The following is a 17,042-nucleotide window of genomic DNA, read 5'->3' on the forward strand; positions in this document are numbered from 1 at the left end:
CCGCCTCAGCTCTGTGACGCAGCTTTGGGAAGGATGTCGTTGGCGACCATTTCGCCGAACGGGCTGACGTACCCAGCGCTTTTCGGCAACTCGGGACGTTCGATATCCAGGTGCGGGAACAGCAACTCGGCGACGCGATACGACTCTTCCAGGTGTGGATAACCGGAGAAAATAAACGTGTCGATGCCCAGCGCAGCGTATTCCTTGACCCGCGCCGCAACCGTCGGGCCATCGCCCACCAGCGCGGTGCCGGCACCGCCGCGTACCAGGCCGACGCCGGCCCACAGGTTGGGGCTGACTTCGAGGTTGTCGCGGTTGCCGCCATGCAAGGCCGCCATGCGCTGCTGGCCGACCGAATCAAAACGCGCCAGGGAGGCCTGGGCGCGGGCGATGGTGTCGTCGTCCAGGTGCGAGATCAGTTTGTCGGCGGCTTTCCAGGCTTCATCGTTGGTTTCGCGCACGATCACATGCAGACGAATGCCGAAGCGCACAGTGCGCCCGAGTTTCGCGGCCTTGGCCCGTACCTGTTCGATCTTTTCCGCGACCGCAGCCGGTGGCTCGCCCCAGGTCAGCACCATGTCTACCTGTTCGGCTGCCAGGTCCTGGGCGGCTTCGGAGGAGCCGCCGAAGTACAGCGGCGGACGCGGTTGCTGGATCGGCGGGTAAAGCAATTTGGCGCCTTTGACGCTGATGTGTTCGCCGTCGTAATCCACGGTTTCGCCTTCCAGCACGCGGCGCCAGATGCGGGTGAACTCCACCGAGGCCTGGTAGCGCTCCTCATGACTGAGGAACAAACCGTCGCCGGCCAGTTCTTCCGGGTCACCGCCGGTCACCAGGTTGAACAGCGCACGGCCGCCGGACAGGCGATCGAGGGTCGCGGCCTGACGCGCGGCCACCGTCGGGGAAATGATCCCGGGGCGCAGGGCCACAAGAAACTTCAAACGCTGGGTCACCGGGATCAGCGAAGCGGCCACCAGCCACGAGTCTTCGCAGGAGCGCCCGGTGGGGATCAACACCCCGCCGAAGCCGAGGCGGTCAGCCGCCTGGGCCACTTGCTGCAGATAACCGTGATCGACGGCGCGAGCGCCTTCGGCGGTGCCAAGGTAATGGCCGTCGCCGTGGGTAGGCAGGAACCAGAAAATAGTGAGGCTCATGGAGTTGTCTCCTGAAGAAGTCGGATTACGGCGCTTTGGCCACAGCAGCGGGCGGCGTCCAGATCACGTCCTTGATGCTCAAGGGTTTGGGGATCAATTTGAGTTGATAGAAGCTGTCGGCAATCTTCTGCTGCGCGGCGACCACGGCCGGAGTCAGGAACAGCGCCCCGTAGCCCTGGCGTTTCACCGAGGTCAGGGTGATGTCCGCCGGCAGGCCGAGCAGCGGCGCAACTTGTTCGGTGACTTCCTGCGGGTTGGCCTTGGACCAGTCGCCCACCGCGCGCACTTCTTCCACCAGCGCCTTGATCACTTCGGGGTGTTTTTCGGCGTAGGGCTTGGTGGCCAGGTAGAACTGATGGTTGTCGGCAATCCCGGTGCCGTCACGCAGGGTTCGGGCTTGCAGTTGTTTCTCGGCGGCGGCCTGATACGGGTCCCAGATGACCCAGGCGTCCACGCTGCCACGCTCGAACGCAGCACGCGCATCGGCGGGCGGCAGGAACACGGTCTGCACGTCGGTGTATTTCAGGCCGGCATCTTCCAGGGCACGCACCAGCAGGTAGTGAACGTTGGAGCCTTTGTTGAGCACGACTTTCTTGCCCTTGAGCTCGGCCACCGATTTGATCGGCGAGTCTTTCGGCACCAGGATCGCTTCACTGGTCGGTGCCGGCGGCTCGTAGGCCACGTAGAGCAGATCGGCGCCGGCGGCCTGGGCGAATACCGGCGGGGTTTCACCGGTGACGCCGAAGTCGATCGAGCCGACGTTCAGGCCTTCGAGCAATTGCGGGCCGCCCGGGAACTCGGTCCACTGCACCTGCACACCGTCGGCGGCCAGGCGCTTTTCCAGGGTGCCCTTGGCCTTGAGCAGCACCAGGGTGCCGTATTTCTGATAGCCGATCCGCAGGGTTTCGGCGGCGTGGGCTTGAACAATGGCGCCGAAGGACACAGCCGCAGCAAACAGTGCGACCAGACCACGACGCAAGATGACAGTGCGCATGGCGCTCTCTCCAAAAATGCGATTGGGGGGTTGGCTGCACCTGCTTGGCCGTTGGCGGCTGAGTAAGGTGAGTACTTCTTGAATCGGTAAGGCTTAAATGCTCCAGCGAGCACTCAACAAACGTTCATTCAACACATGCGGGTCCAGCGGTTTCGGGCGGCGGGCCATGGCGGCGTAGAACGTTTCCAGAGCCTCGTTCAAGCGTTGTTCGAGGATCGGCACCAGTTGCGCCTGGGCACTGCCTTCGCCGTAGGCGATCTGGCTGTCTTCGGCAAAGATCCCGTGGAGCAATTCCTGGGCTTTCAACGCCGACAGTACCGGCTTCAACGCGTAGTCCACCGCCAGCATGTGGGCGATGCTGCCGCCGGTGGCGATGGGCAACACCACCTTGTGGGCCAGGGCGCGTTCGGGCAGCAGGTCGAGCACGGTTTTCAGCGCGCCCGAGAACGAGGCCTTGTACACCGGCGTGGCGATCACCAGGCCATCGGCGTTGGCCACTTGTTGCAACAAGTCGATGACTTTGGGGCTGTCGAAACGCGCATACAGCAAGTCTTCGGCCGGAAAGTCGCGTATCTGATAACTCACCACTTCCACGCCCTGCTGTTGCAGCCACTGACGGGTTTTATCCAGCAAGACCCCGGAGCGGGAACGCTGGCTGGGACTGCCTCCAAGTGTTACGACCAGCATGTAGGAAATTCCTTTAGCAAGTGTCGGCGGTTCGCTGTGTGGCGATGGCGCCAAGATGGAACAAACCTTATCAGCAGATTTATATATCTATAAATCTTATTTTTTCATTTGTTTATTCTTTAAAAGAATATACAACCAATCAATCGCCAGGCGAAAAAAAGGCCGTCGAAACGGCCTGAAAACCCCTGCTATGTGTGACTTGAAATGCGGTCAACCTGTGGGAGGGGGCTTGCTCCCGAAAGCAGTGTGTCAGTCGACACATTCAATCCTGACACACCGCCATCGGGAGCAAGCCCCCTCCCACATGGGTCCTGTGTCAGCGGTTGGGTTGCGGGGTGAGACGCAGGTACGGCTTCACCGCTCGATAACCCTTGGGAAAGCGCTTCTTGAGCTCCTCCTCATCCTTGAGCGACGGCACGATCACCACTTCATCGCCGTCCTGCCAATTGGCGGGCGTGGCGACTTTGTAGTTATCGGTCAGTTGCAACGAGTCGATGACCCGCAGGATTTCGTGGAAATTGCGCCCGGTGCTCGCCGGGTAGGTGATGGTCAGGCGAATCTTCTTGTTCGGGTCGATCACGAACAAGGAGCGCACGGTGAGGGTGTCACTGGCGTTCGGGTGGATCAGGTCGTAGAGGTCCGAGACCTTGCGGTCGGCGTCAGCCAGGATCGGGAAGTTGACGATCGTGTTCTGGGTTTCGTTGATGTCTTCGATCCACTTGTGGTGCGAGTCCACCGGGTCTACCGACAGGGCGATGGCCTTGACGCCGCGTTTGGCGAATTCGTCCTTGAGCTTGGCGGTGAAGCCCAGCTCGGTGGTGCATACCGGCGTGAAATCCGCCGGGTGGGAAAACAGCACACCCCAGCTATCGCCCAGCCACTCGTGGAAACGAATCTTGCCGGCGCTGGAATCTTGTTCGAAATCGGGGGCGATGTCGCCCAGTCTTAGGCTCATGGTGTGGCTCCTGATGAATGCTTATGGAGCCCACTGTGCATGGATTACAGATTATTTAAAAAGAATAAATATCGATTTATTTAGACGATATAGGAATATTAAAAATGTGTTCACTAGACCTATGAACGGGCGAGGATCAACATTCATTCCAAGGTTCGAGAAGGCCTTGAGACGCTGTAAAAAGAGGGATTCAGGAAGGGCTTGCGGGGGTTGAGCCCGACTTGAAAAGCAAGACACCTTGCCCGGCATTGCGCCGGGCAAGGTTTACAGGCTTACAACAGCTTTACGCTACTAGAACAGTGGCAGCGAGTAGCTGACGATCAGGCGGTTTTCGTCCTGGGAACGGGTGTTCGCCAGGTCGGTACGCCACATTGCGTTTTTCCAGGCAACGCCGAGGTTTTTCAGCGGGCCTTCTGGAATCACGTAGGCAAGCGTGATGTCACGTTCCCACTCGGACTGACCAGTAATTTCAGTGCGTGTGGCGGTGACGGTGTCGATATCGGAACCTTTAAGGTAAACAACACCGGCGGTCAGGCCAGGCAAGCCGACTTTAGCGAAGTCATAAGCGTAGCGAGCTTGCCAGGTACGCTCGCCGGCACGGGCGAACTTCTGGATCTGCATGTCAGTTGTCAGGTAAGCCGACGAACCGTCACCCTGGTTCAACCAAGGGAAGTCGCTGCTGCCATTGCTGACCTGATAACCACCACCAAAGGTGTGGCCGGCAACGCTGTACAGGAACAGACCGCTGTACAGGTTGTTGTCAACCTTACCCTTGCCGTTGGCGACACCACTGTAGTTACCGCTGGTGTAGTAAGCGGCGGTGTTGCCGTTCTTACCATCGTCAGAGCTGTTGAAATAACGCAGGTCAGACTTCAACACGCCCGGACCAATAGCCCAGTTGTGAGTCAGCCCCAGGAAGTGCTGCTTGTAGAAGTCTTCCAGATTGCCGTAGTAGTACTGGGCAGTCAGGTCCTTGGTGAGTTTGTAGTCACCACCGGCGTAGTAGAACTTGTTAACGAAAGTGCCTGTGTTGTAGTTGGAGCTACCGTTGGCACCGGCAATCGACAGGTTTTCGTTATTGCTGGAGTTACGACCCTTGGCCTTTTCAACCTGACCGGCAACCAGGGTCAGATCCTTGATGTCATTGGTAGTGATCTGACCACCTTGGAACGTTTGCGGCAGCATACGACCGTCGTTGGTCACGATAACTGGCAGCTTGGGCTGCAAGGTGCCCAGTTTCAGCTCGGTTTGGGAGATCTTGACCTTGCCGGTCACGCCCAGGCTGGCGAAATCATTAACAGCAGTGTTGCCATCACTCGGGAACACAGTACCGCCAGATGCGGTGCCGTTGTAGTTACCGTGTTCTGCGCGGCTGGAATCCAGACGCACGCCGTACAGGCCGATCGCATCAACCCCGAACTGAACGGTACCTTGGGTGTAACCCGAGATGAAACGCAGGTCGAAGCCTTGGCCCCATTCAGAGTTCTTGCTGCGGGTGTTCGAGGACGCCGATGGCTGGCCATCACGGTTATCAGTGTTGATGTAAAAGTTACGCGCACTCAGTGTGGCGTGGCTGTCTTCGATGAAACCGGCAGCCCCTGCTTGCTGAGCGATTACGCCCAAAGCTACAGACAATGCCAATGTGGACTTCTTCATGTACCGCTCCTCTCATTTCTAATTTTTGTATTTCTTTGGTCTCGGGTCTAACGCCCGAGATCCACAGATGCGCGATTAGCGCCAGATAGTGACCGCCAAGTCAATCGTAACCTTGTATGTCTACTACCTTCGTCTAATCGCAGTTTATTTGGTCCCTGCAGGGTAATGAGTTTTTCATACACCCAAAAAGAATTATTTCATTCTTTTTCATACTACTTTGGAATAAGCCTTTGCATGAAGCGGGGCACGTCAGAATAGACCAACCGCCGCACCAGCTAATTCCTAAAGGGTATTAGTTTTCCGATTTTCAGATCTTTTAGATCTGAATGCACCGTTACAGACGTCAACCAGCGATCAAAAAAGGCGACGCCATCATGGCTAAACGCCCATCTTCCCGTCAATTTGTTACAGTTTTTGTATCGCTAACATTTCATCGCGCTGTCAGCGCCGCCGACCGAGCCGTCTGACAGCAGCAATTTCATGCAATTTACCCATTGCCGACTTGATCATATCGGCTGAGATCAAGATTTCTAAAACTTTAGTAGGGGGGATGGTAGGCACATTGACGCACCCTTCGCCCGTGGGGCGTAGCGATATTCGAAGTGGGGGGCTGGTTTGGCTGCGATAGCGTTACGTCTGCATCGCAGGCAAGCCAGCGCCCATGGGGGTCAGCTCAGTGGCCGGGAGGGCTGGGTTTTACAGGGCCTTCTCGAAAATCTTCGAGTTACGCTGATAGTTGTACAGCGATGCCCGCGCCGAAGGCAGGCGCTCCACACTGCTGGGCACAAAGCCGCGCTCGCGGAACCAGTGCGCCGTGCGTGTGGTTAGCACGAAGAGCGTCTTCAAACCCTGCGCCCTGGCGCGGGTCTCGATGCGCTCCAGCAGCTCATCGCCGCGTCTGCCGTGGCGGTACTCCGGGTTGACCGCCAGGCACGCCAGCTCCCCCGCATCCGAATCGGCGATCTGATACAGCGCCGCGCAGGCGATGATCATGCCTTCGCGTTCGACCACGCTGAACTGCTCGATCTCACGCTCCAGCACTTCCCGCGAACGGCGTACCAGGATGCCTTGTTCCTCCAGCGGGCTGATCAGGTCGAGCAAGCCGCCAACGTCCTCGATCGCCGCCTCGCGCACCAGCTCGAATTGTTCCTGGGCCACCAGCGTACCGCCGCCGTCCCGGGTGAACAGTTCGGTGAGCAAGGCGCCGTCTTCGGCGTAGCTGACGATATGGCTACGCGCTACGCCGCCACGGCACGCCTCGGCAGCTGCATCGAGCAATTCCGCCTGGTAGTTACTGCCCAGGCGTTGCAGGTGCGCCGGCACTTGTTGCGGACGCAGTTCGCGCACCAGGCGACCATTTTCATCGATAAGGCCAGGATCAGCGCCGAACAGCAGCAGTTTGTCGGCGGCCAGGTCGATGGCGGCACGGGTGGCGACGTCTTCGCAGGCCAGGTTGAAGATCTCGCCGGTGGGCGAATAACCCAGGGGCGACAACAGGACGATGGAGCGCTCGTCCAGCAAGCGATTGATGCCTTTGCGGTCGACCCGACGCACTTCGCCGGTGTGGTGGAAGTCCACGCCTTCGAGGACGCCGATCGGGCGCGCCGTCACCAGGTTGCCGCTGGCCACGCGCAGGCGCGAGCCCTGCATCGGCGACGAGGCCATGTCCATCGACAGGCGCGCTTCAATGGCGATGCGCAGATGGCCGACCGCGTCGATCACGCACTCCAGCGTGGCGGCATCGGTGATGCGCAGGCCGTCATGGTAAGCCGGGGTGAGGCCGCGCGCTTCAAGGCGCGCTTCAATCTGTGGGCGCGAACCGTGGACCAGCACCAGTCGCACCCCCAGGCTGTGGAGCAGCACCAGGTCGTGGACGATATTGCCGAAGTTCGGATGATCCACACCATCGCCGGGCAGCATGACCACAAAGGTGCAGTCGCGGTGGGCGTTGATGTAGGGCGAAGCGTGACGAAGCCAATTGACGTAGTCGGGCATGGAACCTGGGCCTGTAATAAAAAGCAGCCTAAAAAGGATGAGTCGTGAAAACGCACAGCAGGCTGATGGTTATCGTCGGAACAGGCTTGGGGACACGCTCGCTCTCCTTATGTACGCATGGGCAGGGGTTAAATCAGGCCGGTGTCAGGCAGTAATACTCGATCAGTTCCCGCAATAGACGCACTGTAGGCGTCAAGCGTGACATTTCGAGGTATTCGCCCGGCTGGTGGGCGCAGGCAATATCGCCAGGGCCAAGCACCAGGGTTTCACAACCAAGGCGCTGAAGATAAGGCGCTTCGGTGCCGAACGCTACTGCTTCGGCGCGATGACCGGTCAATCGTTCCGCGACCCGCACCAGCTCCGCGTCTTCGGCCTGCTCGAACGGCGGCACTTCGGCGAACAGCGGTGCATAGTCGATCTTCACCTTATGGCGCTCGGCCACCGGTTCGAGCTTCTGCCGGATCGCCGCGCGCAACACCTGCGGGTCCATGCCGGGCAAGGGCCGCAGGTCGAACTCCAGGGAACACTGGCCGCAGATGCGGTTGGGGTTGTCGCCGCCGTGGATGCAGCCGAAATTCAGGGTCGGTTGCGGCACGCTGAACTGCGGGTTGCGGTACTCGCGCTGCCAGGCCAGGCGCAGGCCGCGCAGTTCGCCGATGGCGTCGTGCATGGCTTCCAGCGCGCTGTGGCCCAAGCTCGGGTCCGACGAATGGCCGCTGCGACCGAGGATGTCGATGCGTTCCATCATCACGCCTTTATGCAGGCGGATCGGCTTGAGGCCCGTCGGCTCACCAATCACCGCCGCACGCCCCAGCGGGCGCCCGGCCGCCGCCAATGCACGGGCACCGGACATGGAGCTTTCTTCATCACAGGTGGCGAGAATCAGCAGCGGTTGCTTGAACGGCTGATCGAGCAGTGGCAACACCGCTTCGATGGCCAGCGCGAAAAAACCCTTCATGTCGCAACTGCCCAATCCTACCCAGCGACCGTCGACCTCCGTCAGCTTGAGAGGGTCGGTCTTCCACAGCGCGGCGTCATACGGCACGGTATCGCTGTGGCCGGCCAACACCAGGCCACCGGGGCCCGTGCCGAAGCTGGCGAGCAGGTTGAACTTGCCGGGGCTGACAGGCTGGATGTCGATGGCGAAGCCCAGGTCGCCCAGCCAGCCGGCGAGCAGGTCGATCACCGGACGGTTGCTCTGGTCGAGAGACGCTTGGGTGCAACTGACCGACGGCGTGGCAATCAAGGCGGCGAATTGCTCTTTCATGGACGGTAACGGCATGCGCAGTCTCCCTACTTCCCGGATGAACCTCACTATAGAGGCATCTGCACGACACAATAAACCGTTGCGGCGCGTTGCCGGGCTCAGTCCTGTACACTGCACGACCTTGGCAGCCACTCTTTTTCCCGGCTGCGCTCCCGATCCTGGATTTTCCGGCCATGCAGAAAGAAACCGAAATCAAGCTCCGCGTCAGCCGCGAAACACTCGCCGCGCTACGTGAGCACCCGCTACTGAAAAAACGCAACAAAAGTGGCTGGGAACACCTTGAGTTGATGAACCAGTACTTCGACACCCCCGAGCGCGACCTGGCCAAGGCCAAAGTCGCCCTGCGTTTACGCAAGGACGGTGACACCGTGATCCAGACCCTCAAGACCCGCGGCCAAAGCGTCGCCGGCTTGTCGGAGCGTAACGAGTACAACTGGGAACTGCCCAAAGCCAAGCTCGACGTGAAAAAACTCGACGGCGAATGCTGGCCCGAGGAACTCGCCGAGCTGGACAAAAAGACCCTTAAGCCGATCTTCACCACCGACTTCGTGCGCGAACGCGCCGAAATCGCCTGGGGCCGGGGCAAGACCAAGGTGGTGATCGAAGCCGCACTGGACCTGGGCCATGTGGTGGTCGGCAAGCAGAAAGAAGAAATCTGCGAGTTGGAATTGGAACTGCGCGAAGGTGAACCCGCCGCCCTGCTGGAACTGGCCGCCGAACTGGCCGCGACCCTGGCGCTAATGCCATGTGACATCAGCAAGGCCGAACGCGGCTACCGCCTGTATGACGCCAGCAGCTATTCCCTGAGCCTGCCGGCGCCGCAATTGCAGGCCGAAATGCCACTGGACGATGCCTTCGCCGCGATCATGTGGCACCTGCTGGGCAGCAGCCAGCGCCTGGCCGAGCAATACCGTTTCAATGGCCACTGGCGCCTGCTGCAGGACTGGGTCGACAACCTTGGCGAACTGCGCGCCCTGCTCGGCAGCCTCGGCCAGGCCGCGCCGCGTCAATCCACCAGCGAACTGCGCAGCGCACTGGACGCGTTGCTGGAAGACTGGCGCCCGCTGGTCCAGGCCGGTGACGACGATGAAGACATTCGCAAAGCCGCGCCGGAGCAATTCGCCGAGGAATTGACCGACGTGCGCTGGGGCCTGTTCTCGCTGAACACCTCCCGCTGGTTGCTGAACCGCACCTGGACCGCCGACCGCAACGTGCGCGGCAACCGCCAGGGCGCTGCGCAAATCACCAACTGGCTGCCACGCCTGCTGGCCGAAGATGCCGTCGCCCTGCAACTGCCGCGCTATCAGCAGCAACCGGAAGACCTGGCCGAGCAACTGCCGCGCATCGAACGCATCCAGGCCTGGCTGCACCACGCACGCCAGGTGGTAGACATCCCGGAACTCGACCGCCTGTACGGTGAATTGAACAAGCTGGTGCAACTGGCCAACCAGCCGATCACCGATGAATCGCTGGATGCGCGCATGCACCAGGCGATTGCGGTGTATCAGAACCGTGCCTGGAAGACCCTGCTGCGTCTGTAATATCGCCATCGGGAGCAATCCCCCTCTCACTTTGGAATGCATTCCAATGTGGGAGGGGGCTTGCTCCCGATGAGGCCAGCCCTGTCAGCGCAATACTGGCAAGCTAGTGGTGGACTTGATCTCCGACAACGCCACGATCGAATTGACCTCCTGAATCCCCGGCACCATCGACAACTTCTCGAAGAAAAACCGCTCATACGCCTCGATATCCGACGTGACGATGCGCAGCAGAAAATCCACCGCCCCCATCAGCACATAACACTCCAAGACTTCGGGAAACCCACGGATCGCCTCGGTGAACTCGGTGAAGTTGGAGCGCCCGTGGGCATTGAGTTTGACCTCGGCAAAAATCTGCGTATTGAGGCCGATCTTCTTACGGTCCAGCAGCGTGACCTGACCGCGGATCACGCCCTCCTCCTTCAGCCGCTGGATTCGCCGCCAGCATGGCGATTGAGACAGGCCGACCTGCTCGGCGATCTGCGCGCTGGAGAGCGAGGCGTCCTCTTGCAGCAGGGCCAGGATACGGCGGTCGTAGACGTCCAGCTCGCTGTGCATAGAAATACCTATTGTTGTGGCTATCTTGAATTGATTTGTGCATTTTTCTGCGAATCAGGCTCATCTTAGATAAGAAATCTCCGCTGGCGAATGTAAAAATTTCTTCAGTCAAATCTGGAGAGTCAGCATGCACGCCGTCGAAACCACCTACCCCGCTACCCGCGTCGATGCGTGGGCCGTCAATAATCCCCATTGCCAGGCCCATTACCAGATCGTCGCCGAGGCCGAACCCGACGTGCTGTGCCGGGTGCTCAACTATTTCGCGCTGCAACTCCTGACACCCCGGCAGGTCGTTGTGAATCGCCAGGATGACTTGCTGACCCTCGATATCGTGATCGATGGCCTGAGCTGGCACCGCGCCCAAGTGATCGGTGAAAAGATTCGAAACCTGATCAGCGTGTGCTCGCTGGAGATGTGGGCGGCTGATTCCGGGCGGCCTCAGGCGGTGGTGGCAGGCGCCCGGTAAAAGCCTGCAATACACACTGGAAGGCAGCGAACCAGGGGCTGACTAGCCTGGGAATACACCCGGTGCCACCCAGGAATACCTCAATGTCTGTTGATCAGCGATTGGAATTGCCCACGTTGTTACCGGCCCTGGTCGAACAAGGCATGGTCACATTCGATGTGGCTCAGCGCTTGTCGACGCTGCCGCCCGTACCTAACCAGCATCCCCTGGAGTGCATCGCGGCCCAGGGGCCTTGCCTGGAAACCCTGACGCAATGGCTGGCGCAGCGTAGCGGGCAACCTTACCTGCGTATCGACCCGCTGAAGATCGATGTGGCGACGCTGGTGCCGTTGATGTCCCACGCGTTCGCCCAGCGCCACGGCATTCTTGCGGTGGCCGTGGATGCGCAGAGCATCACAGTTGCTAGCGCCGAGCCGTATGTCAGCGCCTGGGAAGCCGGGCTGGCGCAGGTGCTCAAGCGCTCGATCAAGCGCGTGGTCGCCAACCCCCAGGCCATCCAGCGCTGCATCGGGGAGTTTTACCGCCTGGCGAAGTCGGTCAGCGGGGCCGATCAAACAACGCCTGCGCCGGGCCATTTCGACCTGCTCAACCTCGGCGCCGGCGACCAGGCGCCGGATGCCAACGACGCGCATATCGTCAATATCGTCGACTGGCTGTTGCAGTACGCGTTCGGCCAGCGGGCCAGCGATATCCACATCGAGCCGTGTCGCGACCAGGGCCGCGTGCGTTTTCGCATCGATGGACTGCTGCATGACGTCTATCAGTTTCCGCCCCAGGTCACGATGGCGGTGGTCAGCCGCCTGAAAAGCCTGGGCCGGATGAACGTGGCGGAAAAACGCAAGCCGCAAGACGGGCGGGTCAAGACCAAAACCCCGGCGGGCGCGGAGGTTGAATTGCGCCTTTCAACCTTGCCCACGGCGTTTGGCGAGAAACTGGTGATGCGGATTTTCGACCCCCAGGTACTGCTCAGGGACTTCGACCAGCTTGGCCTCTCGGCCCAGGACCAAGAGCGCTGGCACAGCCTGACCCGCCAGACCCACGGCATCATCCTGGTCACCGGCCCCACCGGCTCCGGCAAGACCAGCACCCTCTACACCACCCTCAAGCGCCTGGCGAGCCGTGAGGTCAACCTGTGTACGGTGGAAGATCCGATCGAGATGGTCGAGCCGGCGTTCAACCAGATGCAGGTGCAGCACAATATCGGCCTGACCTTCGCCAGCGGCATCCGTGCGTTGCTGCGCCAAGACCCGGACATCATCATGATCGGCGAGATTCGCGACCAGGAAACCGCCGAGATGGCGATCCAGGCCGCGCTGACCGGGCACCTGGTGCTGTCGACCCTGCACACCAACGATGCGCCGAGTGCGATCAGCCGTTTGCAGGAACTGGGAATTGCTCATTATTTGATCAAGGCCACATTATTGGGCGTGATGGCGCAGCGCCTGGTGCGACTCTTGTGTCCCGACTGCAAACGCACGACGAGCGGCAAGCACACCACAGCGATCGGGTGCGCAGAGTGTCGTGACAGCGGTTATCGTGGGCGCGCCGGGGTCTACGAAATCATGGTGCTGGACGACGCGCTCAAGTCGCTGATCACCCCTTGTACCGACGTGCAGGCCTTGCGCCGGACGGCGCTCCGGCAAGGTATGGGCAGCCTGCGAATGGCCGGCATGCACAGGGTTGAAGCCGGGCTGACCAGCCTGGCGGAAGTCTTACGGGTCACGCCTGGGGATTCAGAAACAAATCCGTTGGCTGTCGGGCGGTGAAATCCTTCTTATCGCAGACAACCCCGCTACAATCGGCCGAACGTCGTTTTACTGACATCTTCAGATAGGGAATCGCTATGCAGATCGGAACCGTACTGCTTCTTTTCGTGGGATTGGCCATCGCCATCCTGTTCATGGGCTTCAAAGTCGTGCCCCAGGGCTATCAGTGGACGGTCGAACGCTTCGGCCGCTACACCAACACGCTCAAGCCCGGCCTCAACATCATCATCCCGGTCATGGACCGCATCGGTCGCAAGATCAACGTGATGGAAAGCGTGCTGGATATCCCGCCCCAGGAAGTGATCACCGCCGACAACGCCACCGTGCAGATCGACGCCGTGTGCTTCTTCCAGGTGGTCAACACCGCCCAGGCCGCATATGAGGTGAACAACCTCGAACATGCCATCCGCAACCTGTTGCAGACCAACATCCGTACCGTACTCGGTTCCATGGAACTGGATGCGATGCTCAGCCAGCGTGACGGCATCAACGAAAAACTGTTGCGCACCGTCGACGAAGCCACGGCGCCGTGGGGTATCAAGATCACCCGGATCGAGATCAAGGACATCAGCCCGCCTGCTGACCTGATGGCCGCCATGTCGGGCCAGATGAAAGCCGAGCGGATCAAGCGTGCACAGATCCTCGAAGCCGAAGGCCTGCGGGCGTCGGCGATCCTGACCGCCGAAGGCAAGAAGCAGGCGCAGATCCTCGAAGCGGAAGGCGGACGCCAAGCCGCGTTCCTGGAGTCCGAAGCCCGCGAGCGTCAAGCCGAGGCAGAAGCCCGCGCCACCCAAGTCGTCTCCGAAGCGATCGCCACCGGTAACGTGCAGGCCATCAACTACTTCGTCGCACAAAAATACATCGATGCGCTGGGCAAACTGGCTTCCGCCAACAACAGCAAGGTGATCCTCATGCCGCTGGAAGCCAGCCAGGTGATCGGCGCTGTGGGCGGTATCGGCGAAATCGTCAAAGCGACTTTCGACAACAAGAAAGGCTGAGGCCATCGCCATGTGGGATTTCCTGCAGCATCTATCGTTTTGGGATTGGCTGGCGCTGGGGACGGTGTTGCTGATTCTTGAGGTGTTCGGCGCCGGCGGCTACCTGTTGTGGATGGGTATTGCCGCCGCTGCCGTGGGCGTGATCAAGTTCCTGGTGCCGCCGCTCGGGCTGGAATGGCAACTGCTGCTGTTCGCGGTATTGTCGATATTGACGGCGGTGTACTGGTGGAAACGCCAGCGCAGCAGCGCCAAGGCCAGCGACCAACCGGGGCTCAACGAGCGGGGTTCTGAGCTGATCGGCCACACGTTTGTCGTGCATCAGGCGATTGTGGATGGCCGCGGCAAGATAAAAGTCGGCGATGGCGTGTGGATCGTGACCGGCCCGGACACCCCCGTAGGCGCTCATGTACGCGTGATTGCACAGGATGGGACGGTTTTGCAGGTTGAAACTGTTTAGTCAGTGATGGAACTCGATTGGGTTAACTACAATCATAATGTACAGATAACCCACCCGGAGTCACCCGCCATGCGTCTCAAATATGCTGTCGCCACCCTCGCTGTGCTTTCCCTACCTGTCGGCTCAGCCATGGCCGACAGTTTCTGGCGCAATGTCATCTCGTCGGGCGCCACAACCGGCTCGACGTACCTGACCTTCAAGGACCACAAGCTGGTGGTTGCCGCCCAAGACGACGCAGGCAGCTTCGTTGCCAGCGACGGCGGCATCCGCGGCCCGTACCTGGAAGCCGCCATGCAGAAAGTCCGCGCCGACAACCCTGGCCTCCAAGCCACGGACATGGAATTGGCCAACGCTATCCTCGCGAAAAACGCTGTCACCGAGTAAGACTCGCCCCATAAAAAATGCCGCTTCTGAGCGGCATTTTTTTTGGATCATTTCCTACAGTCATCGCCCCCGGGCACTACGCAGATAGTCTATTTTTTCCAGCCGCTGACAGAGAAGTCCTGTCGAACCCTCAAGGGCTAGGCAACAAGCTAAGGGTTCCCTTTACATCAAGCGAATCCCCTCCATGCAAAAACTTGCCTACGCGCTGCTGCTCTCTGCGCTCTTTACCCCCTACGCCCATGCAGAAAACTGGTACGGGTCGTTAAAGCTCAACCACGCCCGCCAGAATCTCTCCAGCGCTCTACTGACCAGCCCACGCGTCACCGACCGGGTGGAGGCGCCCGATAGCAGCAAGTCTATCGTCGCCTCTTTCGCCACGGGTTATGCCTTTGCCGATGGCTGGCGCCTGGAAGGGGAATACACCATGCCGAAGAATTCGACCTTCAAATCCTACTGGGCGCCCTTCAATGCCAACGTCAACAGCCTGCAGGTCCATAGCCAGCGCTTGATGCTCAATGGCTACAAGGACATCCCGATCAATGATTGGCTGTCGTTTTACGGCATGGCCGGGGTGGGGGTGGCGCGGATTAGCGCCGAGGGCTACCAAACCAACGAGACCCGGCGTTTTGCCAATAACCGCCAGCACAATTTCGCCTACAGCGTCGGCATGGGGCTGGAGGCCAAGATCAGCGAACAACTCACCCTCGGCGCCGGCTATCGCTATATCGCCATGGGCGATGTGGAAACGGGCTACAACACCTTCGCCAACCGCGTGAACGCACGGGATGAGCAGCTCAAAGGCAAGCTCAAAGAGCAGAATATGTTTCTGGAGGCGCGCGTTTCCTTCTGACTCGCAGCAGAAAATGCCGCGTTCAATGCGGTATTTTCGCCGTTTGGGTGACGTTTCATTCACAGAAGACAGGCTATATTCAGTCAAGCCGTGCAACCATGCCGGTATTGATACGCCTTCTCTCATCGTCTATCTGAAACGGATGCCTTCGTCGTCATGAGCCAACAGCCCTTTCTGCCATTTTCCAAACCTACCATTGATGAAGCCACCATCTCGGCGGTCGGTGATGTACTCCGTTCAGGCTGGATCACCAGCGGGCCGAAAGTGCAGGCGTTCGAAGCGCAGTTGTCGGAATACTTTGGCGGGCGACCGGTACGCACCTTCAACTCGGGCACCTGCACCATGGAGATCGCCCTGCGCATCGCCGGTATCGGGCCGGGTGATGAAGTCATCACCACGCCGATCTCCTGGGTCGCCACGGCCAACGTGATTCTGGAAGTCGGCGCCACGCCGGTGTTTGCCGATATCGACCCGGTAACCCGCAATATCGACTTGGCCCAGGTCGAAGCGGCCATTACCCCGCGCACCAAAGCGATCATCCCGGTGTACCTGGCCGGCCTGCCCGTGGATATGCCGATGCTTTACGCACTGGCCAACAAGTACAACCTGCGTATCGTTGAGGATGCCGCCCAGGCACTGGGTTCGAGCTGGAACGGTGAGCGGATCGGCTCCACCGGCGACTTCGTGTCGTTCAGCTTCCAGGCGAACAAGAACATCACCTCTTCCGAGGGCGGCTGCCTGGTGTTGAACAACGCCGACGAAGCACGCCTGGCAGAGAAGTACCGCTTGCAGGGCGTCACCCGCACCGGCTTCGACGGCCTGGACGTGGATGTGCTGGGCGGCAAGTTCAACATGACCGACATCGCCGCCGCCATCGGCCTGGGGCAATTTGCCCATATCCAGGAGATCACCGCTCACCGCCAGAACCTGGCGCGGCACTACTTCAAGTGCTTCGGCAGTGATTTTGAAGAACAATCCGGCGCGCAACTGCCACCGGCAGATTTCGAAAACAGCAACTGGCACCTGTTCCAACTGGTCCTGCCGGAGCGCCAGGACGGTCTGCCCGCCCGTGCCACATTCATGGAGCAGATGCAGGCCCACGGCGTCGGCATTGGCTATCACTACCCGCCGATCCACCTGTTGAGCCTGTATCGGGCACAGGGTTTCAAGGAAGGCATGTTCCCGGTGGCGGAGCGTGTTGGGCGTTTGATCGTGTCGTTGCCGATGTTCACGGCGATGACAGAGGCGGATGTGGAACGCTCGGTAGCGGCCGTGAAGGCCGTGTTGAAACGCTGAAAGCCAGTTGCAGGAGCCGGG

The 17,042-nt window shown here is 60.0% G+C and carries 16 protein-coding genes; 8 read left to right on the forward strand and 8 right to left on the reverse strand.

Features of this window, described 5'->3' with window-relative positions; translation table 11 throughout:
- Positions 1–5 precede the first annotated feature (5 nt).
- The 7 genes from ssuD to argE form a co-directional block, all read right to left on the reverse strand.
- The gene (gene ssuD, locus ACS5Q8_RS27905) at positions 6–1,154 is read right to left on the reverse strand and encodes an FMNH2-dependent alkanesulfonate monooxygenase (RefSeq protein WP_247402582.1); all 1,149 of its coding nucleotides are present in this window, start codon (positions 1,152–1,154) and stop codon (positions 6–8) included.
- A 25-nt stretch (positions 1,155–1,179) separates the two neighbouring features.
- Entirely contained in the window at positions 1,180–2,148 is a 969-nt protein-coding gene (locus ACS5Q8_RS27910; RefSeq protein ID WP_276195352.1) for a sulfonate ABC transporter substrate-binding protein, read from the reverse strand.
- Between the two features lie 93 nt (positions 2,149–2,241).
- Positions 2,242–2,835: an NADPH-dependent FMN reductase gene (gene ssuE / locus ACS5Q8_RS27915; RefSeq protein WP_276195353.1), complete on the reverse strand. Its 594-nt coding sequence runs from the start codon at positions 2,833–2,835 to the stop codon at positions 2,242–2,244.
- 316 nt (positions 2,836–3,151) lie between these two features.
- Entirely contained in the window at positions 3,152–3,790 is a 639-nt protein-coding gene (locus ACS5Q8_RS27920) for a peroxiredoxin (protein WP_276195354.1), read from the reverse strand.
- Positions 3,791–4,081: 291 nt separating this feature from the next.
- Positions 4,082–5,446, reverse strand: a complete 1,365-nt coding sequence (locus ACS5Q8_RS27925) for an OprD family porin (RefSeq protein ID WP_276195355.1) — start codon at positions 5,444–5,446, stop codon at positions 4,082–4,084.
- A gap of 696 nt (positions 5,447–6,142) precedes the next feature.
- Positions 6,143–7,441, reverse strand: coding sequence for an amino-acid N-acetyltransferase (argA, locus tag ACS5Q8_RS27930; protein WP_276195356.1), 1,299 nt, complete (start codon positions 7,439–7,441; stop codon positions 6,143–6,145).
- A 133-nt stretch (positions 7,442–7,574) separates the two neighbouring features.
- Positions 7,575–8,723: an acetylornithine deacetylase gene (argE, locus tag ACS5Q8_RS27935; protein WP_276195357.1), complete on the reverse strand. Its 1,149-nt coding sequence runs from the start codon at positions 8,721–8,723 to the stop codon at positions 7,575–7,577.
- Positions 8,724–8,881: 158 nt separating this feature from the next.
- Between argE and ACS5Q8_RS27940 the strand changes: the two genes are divergently transcribed.
- Positions 8,882–10,249, forward strand: coding sequence for a CYTH domain-containing protein (locus ACS5Q8_RS27940; RefSeq protein ID WP_465159663.1), 1,368 nt, complete (start codon positions 8,882–8,884; stop codon positions 10,247–10,249).
- A gap of 84 nt (positions 10,250–10,333) precedes the next feature.
- Here the strand turns inward: ACS5Q8_RS27940 and ACS5Q8_RS27945 are convergent, their stop codons facing one another.
- Positions 10,334–10,804 carry an Lrp/AsnC family transcriptional regulator gene (locus tag ACS5Q8_RS27945; protein WP_010167872.1) on the reverse strand — a complete coding sequence of 157 codons (471 nt, stop codon included), beginning with the start codon at positions 10,802–10,804 and terminating at the stop codon, positions 10,334–10,336.
- 127 nt (positions 10,805–10,931) lie between these two features.
- On the opposite strand from ACS5Q8_RS27945, the gene ACS5Q8_RS27950 reads away from it, so the two are divergent.
- The 7 genes from ACS5Q8_RS27950 to ACS5Q8_RS27980 all read left to right on the forward strand — a co-directional run bounded on the left by ACS5Q8_RS27950 (position 10,932) and on the right by ACS5Q8_RS27980 (position 17,021).
- Positions 10,932–11,270 carry an ACT-like domain-containing protein gene (locus tag ACS5Q8_RS27950; protein ID WP_465159664.1) on the forward strand — a complete coding sequence of 113 codons (339 nt, stop codon included), beginning with the start codon at positions 10,932–10,934 and terminating at the stop codon, positions 11,268–11,270.
- An 83-nt stretch (positions 11,271–11,353) separates the two neighbouring features.
- Positions 11,354–13,036 carry a GspE/PulE family protein gene (locus ACS5Q8_RS27955; protein ID WP_443697289.1) on the forward strand — a complete coding sequence of 561 codons (1,683 nt, stop codon included), beginning with the start codon at positions 11,354–11,356 and terminating at the stop codon, positions 13,034–13,036.
- A 77-nt stretch (positions 13,037–13,113) separates the two neighbouring features.
- The gene (locus ACS5Q8_RS27960; RefSeq protein ID WP_046381704.1) at positions 13,114–14,034 is read left to right on the forward strand and encodes an SPFH domain-containing protein; all 921 of its coding nucleotides are present in this window, start codon (positions 13,114–13,116) and stop codon (positions 14,032–14,034) included.
- Positions 14,035–14,044: 10 nt separating this feature from the next.
- Positions 14,045–14,491 carry an NfeD family protein gene (locus tag ACS5Q8_RS27965; RefSeq protein ID WP_426099934.1) on the forward strand — a complete coding sequence of 149 codons (447 nt, stop codon included), beginning with the start codon at positions 14,045–14,047 and terminating at the stop codon, positions 14,489–14,491.
- A gap of 69 nt (positions 14,492–14,560) precedes the next feature.
- The gene (locus tag ACS5Q8_RS27970) at positions 14,561–14,875 is read left to right on the forward strand and encodes a DUF2388 domain-containing protein (RefSeq protein ID WP_003176799.1); all 315 of its coding nucleotides are present in this window, start codon (positions 14,561–14,563) and stop codon (positions 14,873–14,875) included.
- A 184-nt stretch (positions 14,876–15,059) separates the two neighbouring features.
- Positions 15,060–15,725, forward strand: coding sequence for an outer membrane protein (locus ACS5Q8_RS27975; RefSeq protein WP_276195362.1), 666 nt, complete (start codon positions 15,060–15,062; stop codon positions 15,723–15,725).
- A 156-nt stretch (positions 15,726–15,881) separates the two neighbouring features.
- A complete protein-coding gene (locus ACS5Q8_RS27980; protein ID WP_276195363.1) occupies positions 15,882–17,021 on the forward strand; it encodes a DegT/DnrJ/EryC1/StrS family aminotransferase in 1,140 nt (379 codons plus the stop codon).
- The last annotated feature ends 21 nt before the right edge of the window (positions 17,022–17,042 follow it).

It is taken from the genome of Pseudomonas sp. PAMC25584 (genome assembly GCF_058135675.1).

Bases quoted from the DNA above. Each gene is read 5' to 3' on its own strand.
- ssuD (WP_247402582.1), bottom strand. From the start codon at position 1,154: ATGAGCCTCACTATTTTCTGGTTCCTGCCTACCCACGGCGACGGCCAT.
- ACS5Q8_RS27910 (WP_276195352.1), bottom strand. From the start codon at position 2,148: ATGCGCACTGTCATCTTGCGTCGTGGTCTGGTCGCACTGTTTGCTGCG.
- ssuE (WP_276195353.1), bottom strand. From the start codon at position 2,835: ATGCTGGTCGTAACACTTGGAGGCAGTCCCAGCCAGCGTTCCCGCTCC.
- ACS5Q8_RS27920 (WP_276195354.1), bottom strand. From the start codon at position 3,790: ATGAGCCTAAGACTGGGCGACATCGCCCCCGATTTCGAACAAGATTCC.
- ACS5Q8_RS27925 (WP_276195355.1), bottom strand. From the start codon at position 5,446: ATGAAGAAGTCCACATTGGCATTGTCTGTAGCTTTGGGCGTAATCGCT.
- argA (WP_276195356.1), bottom strand. From the start codon at position 7,441: ATGCCCGACTACGTCAATTGGCTTCGTCACGCTTCGCCCTACATCAAC.
- argE (WP_276195357.1), bottom strand. From the start codon at position 8,723: ATGCCGTTACCGTCCATGAAAGAGCAATTCGCCGCCTTGATTGCCACG.
- ACS5Q8_RS27940 (WP_465159663.1), top strand. From the start codon at position 8,882: ATGCAGAAAGAAACCGAAATCAAGCTCCGCGTCAGCCGCGAAACACTC.
- ACS5Q8_RS27945 (WP_010167872.1), bottom strand. From the start codon at position 10,804: ATGCACAGCGAGCTGGACGTCTACGACCGCCGTATCCTGGCCCTGCTG.
- ACS5Q8_RS27950 (WP_465159664.1), top strand. From the start codon at position 10,932: ATGCACGCCGTCGAAACCACCTACCCCGCTACCCGCGTCGATGCGTGG.
- ACS5Q8_RS27955 (WP_443697289.1), top strand. From the start codon at position 11,354: ATGTCTGTTGATCAGCGATTGGAATTGCCCACGTTGTTACCGGCCCTG.
- ACS5Q8_RS27960 (WP_046381704.1), top strand. From the start codon at position 13,114: ATGCAGATCGGAACCGTACTGCTTCTTTTCGTGGGATTGGCCATCGCC.
- ACS5Q8_RS27965 (WP_426099934.1), top strand. From the start codon at position 14,045: ATGTGGGATTTCCTGCAGCATCTATCGTTTTGGGATTGGCTGGCGCTG.
- ACS5Q8_RS27970 (WP_003176799.1), top strand. From the start codon at position 14,561: ATGCGTCTCAAATATGCTGTCGCCACCCTCGCTGTGCTTTCCCTACCT.
- ACS5Q8_RS27975 (WP_276195362.1), top strand. From the start codon at position 15,060: ATGCAAAAACTTGCCTACGCGCTGCTGCTCTCTGCGCTCTTTACCCCC.
- ACS5Q8_RS27980 (WP_276195363.1), top strand. From the start codon at position 15,882: ATGAGCCAACAGCCCTTTCTGCCATTTTCCAAACCTACCATTGATGAA.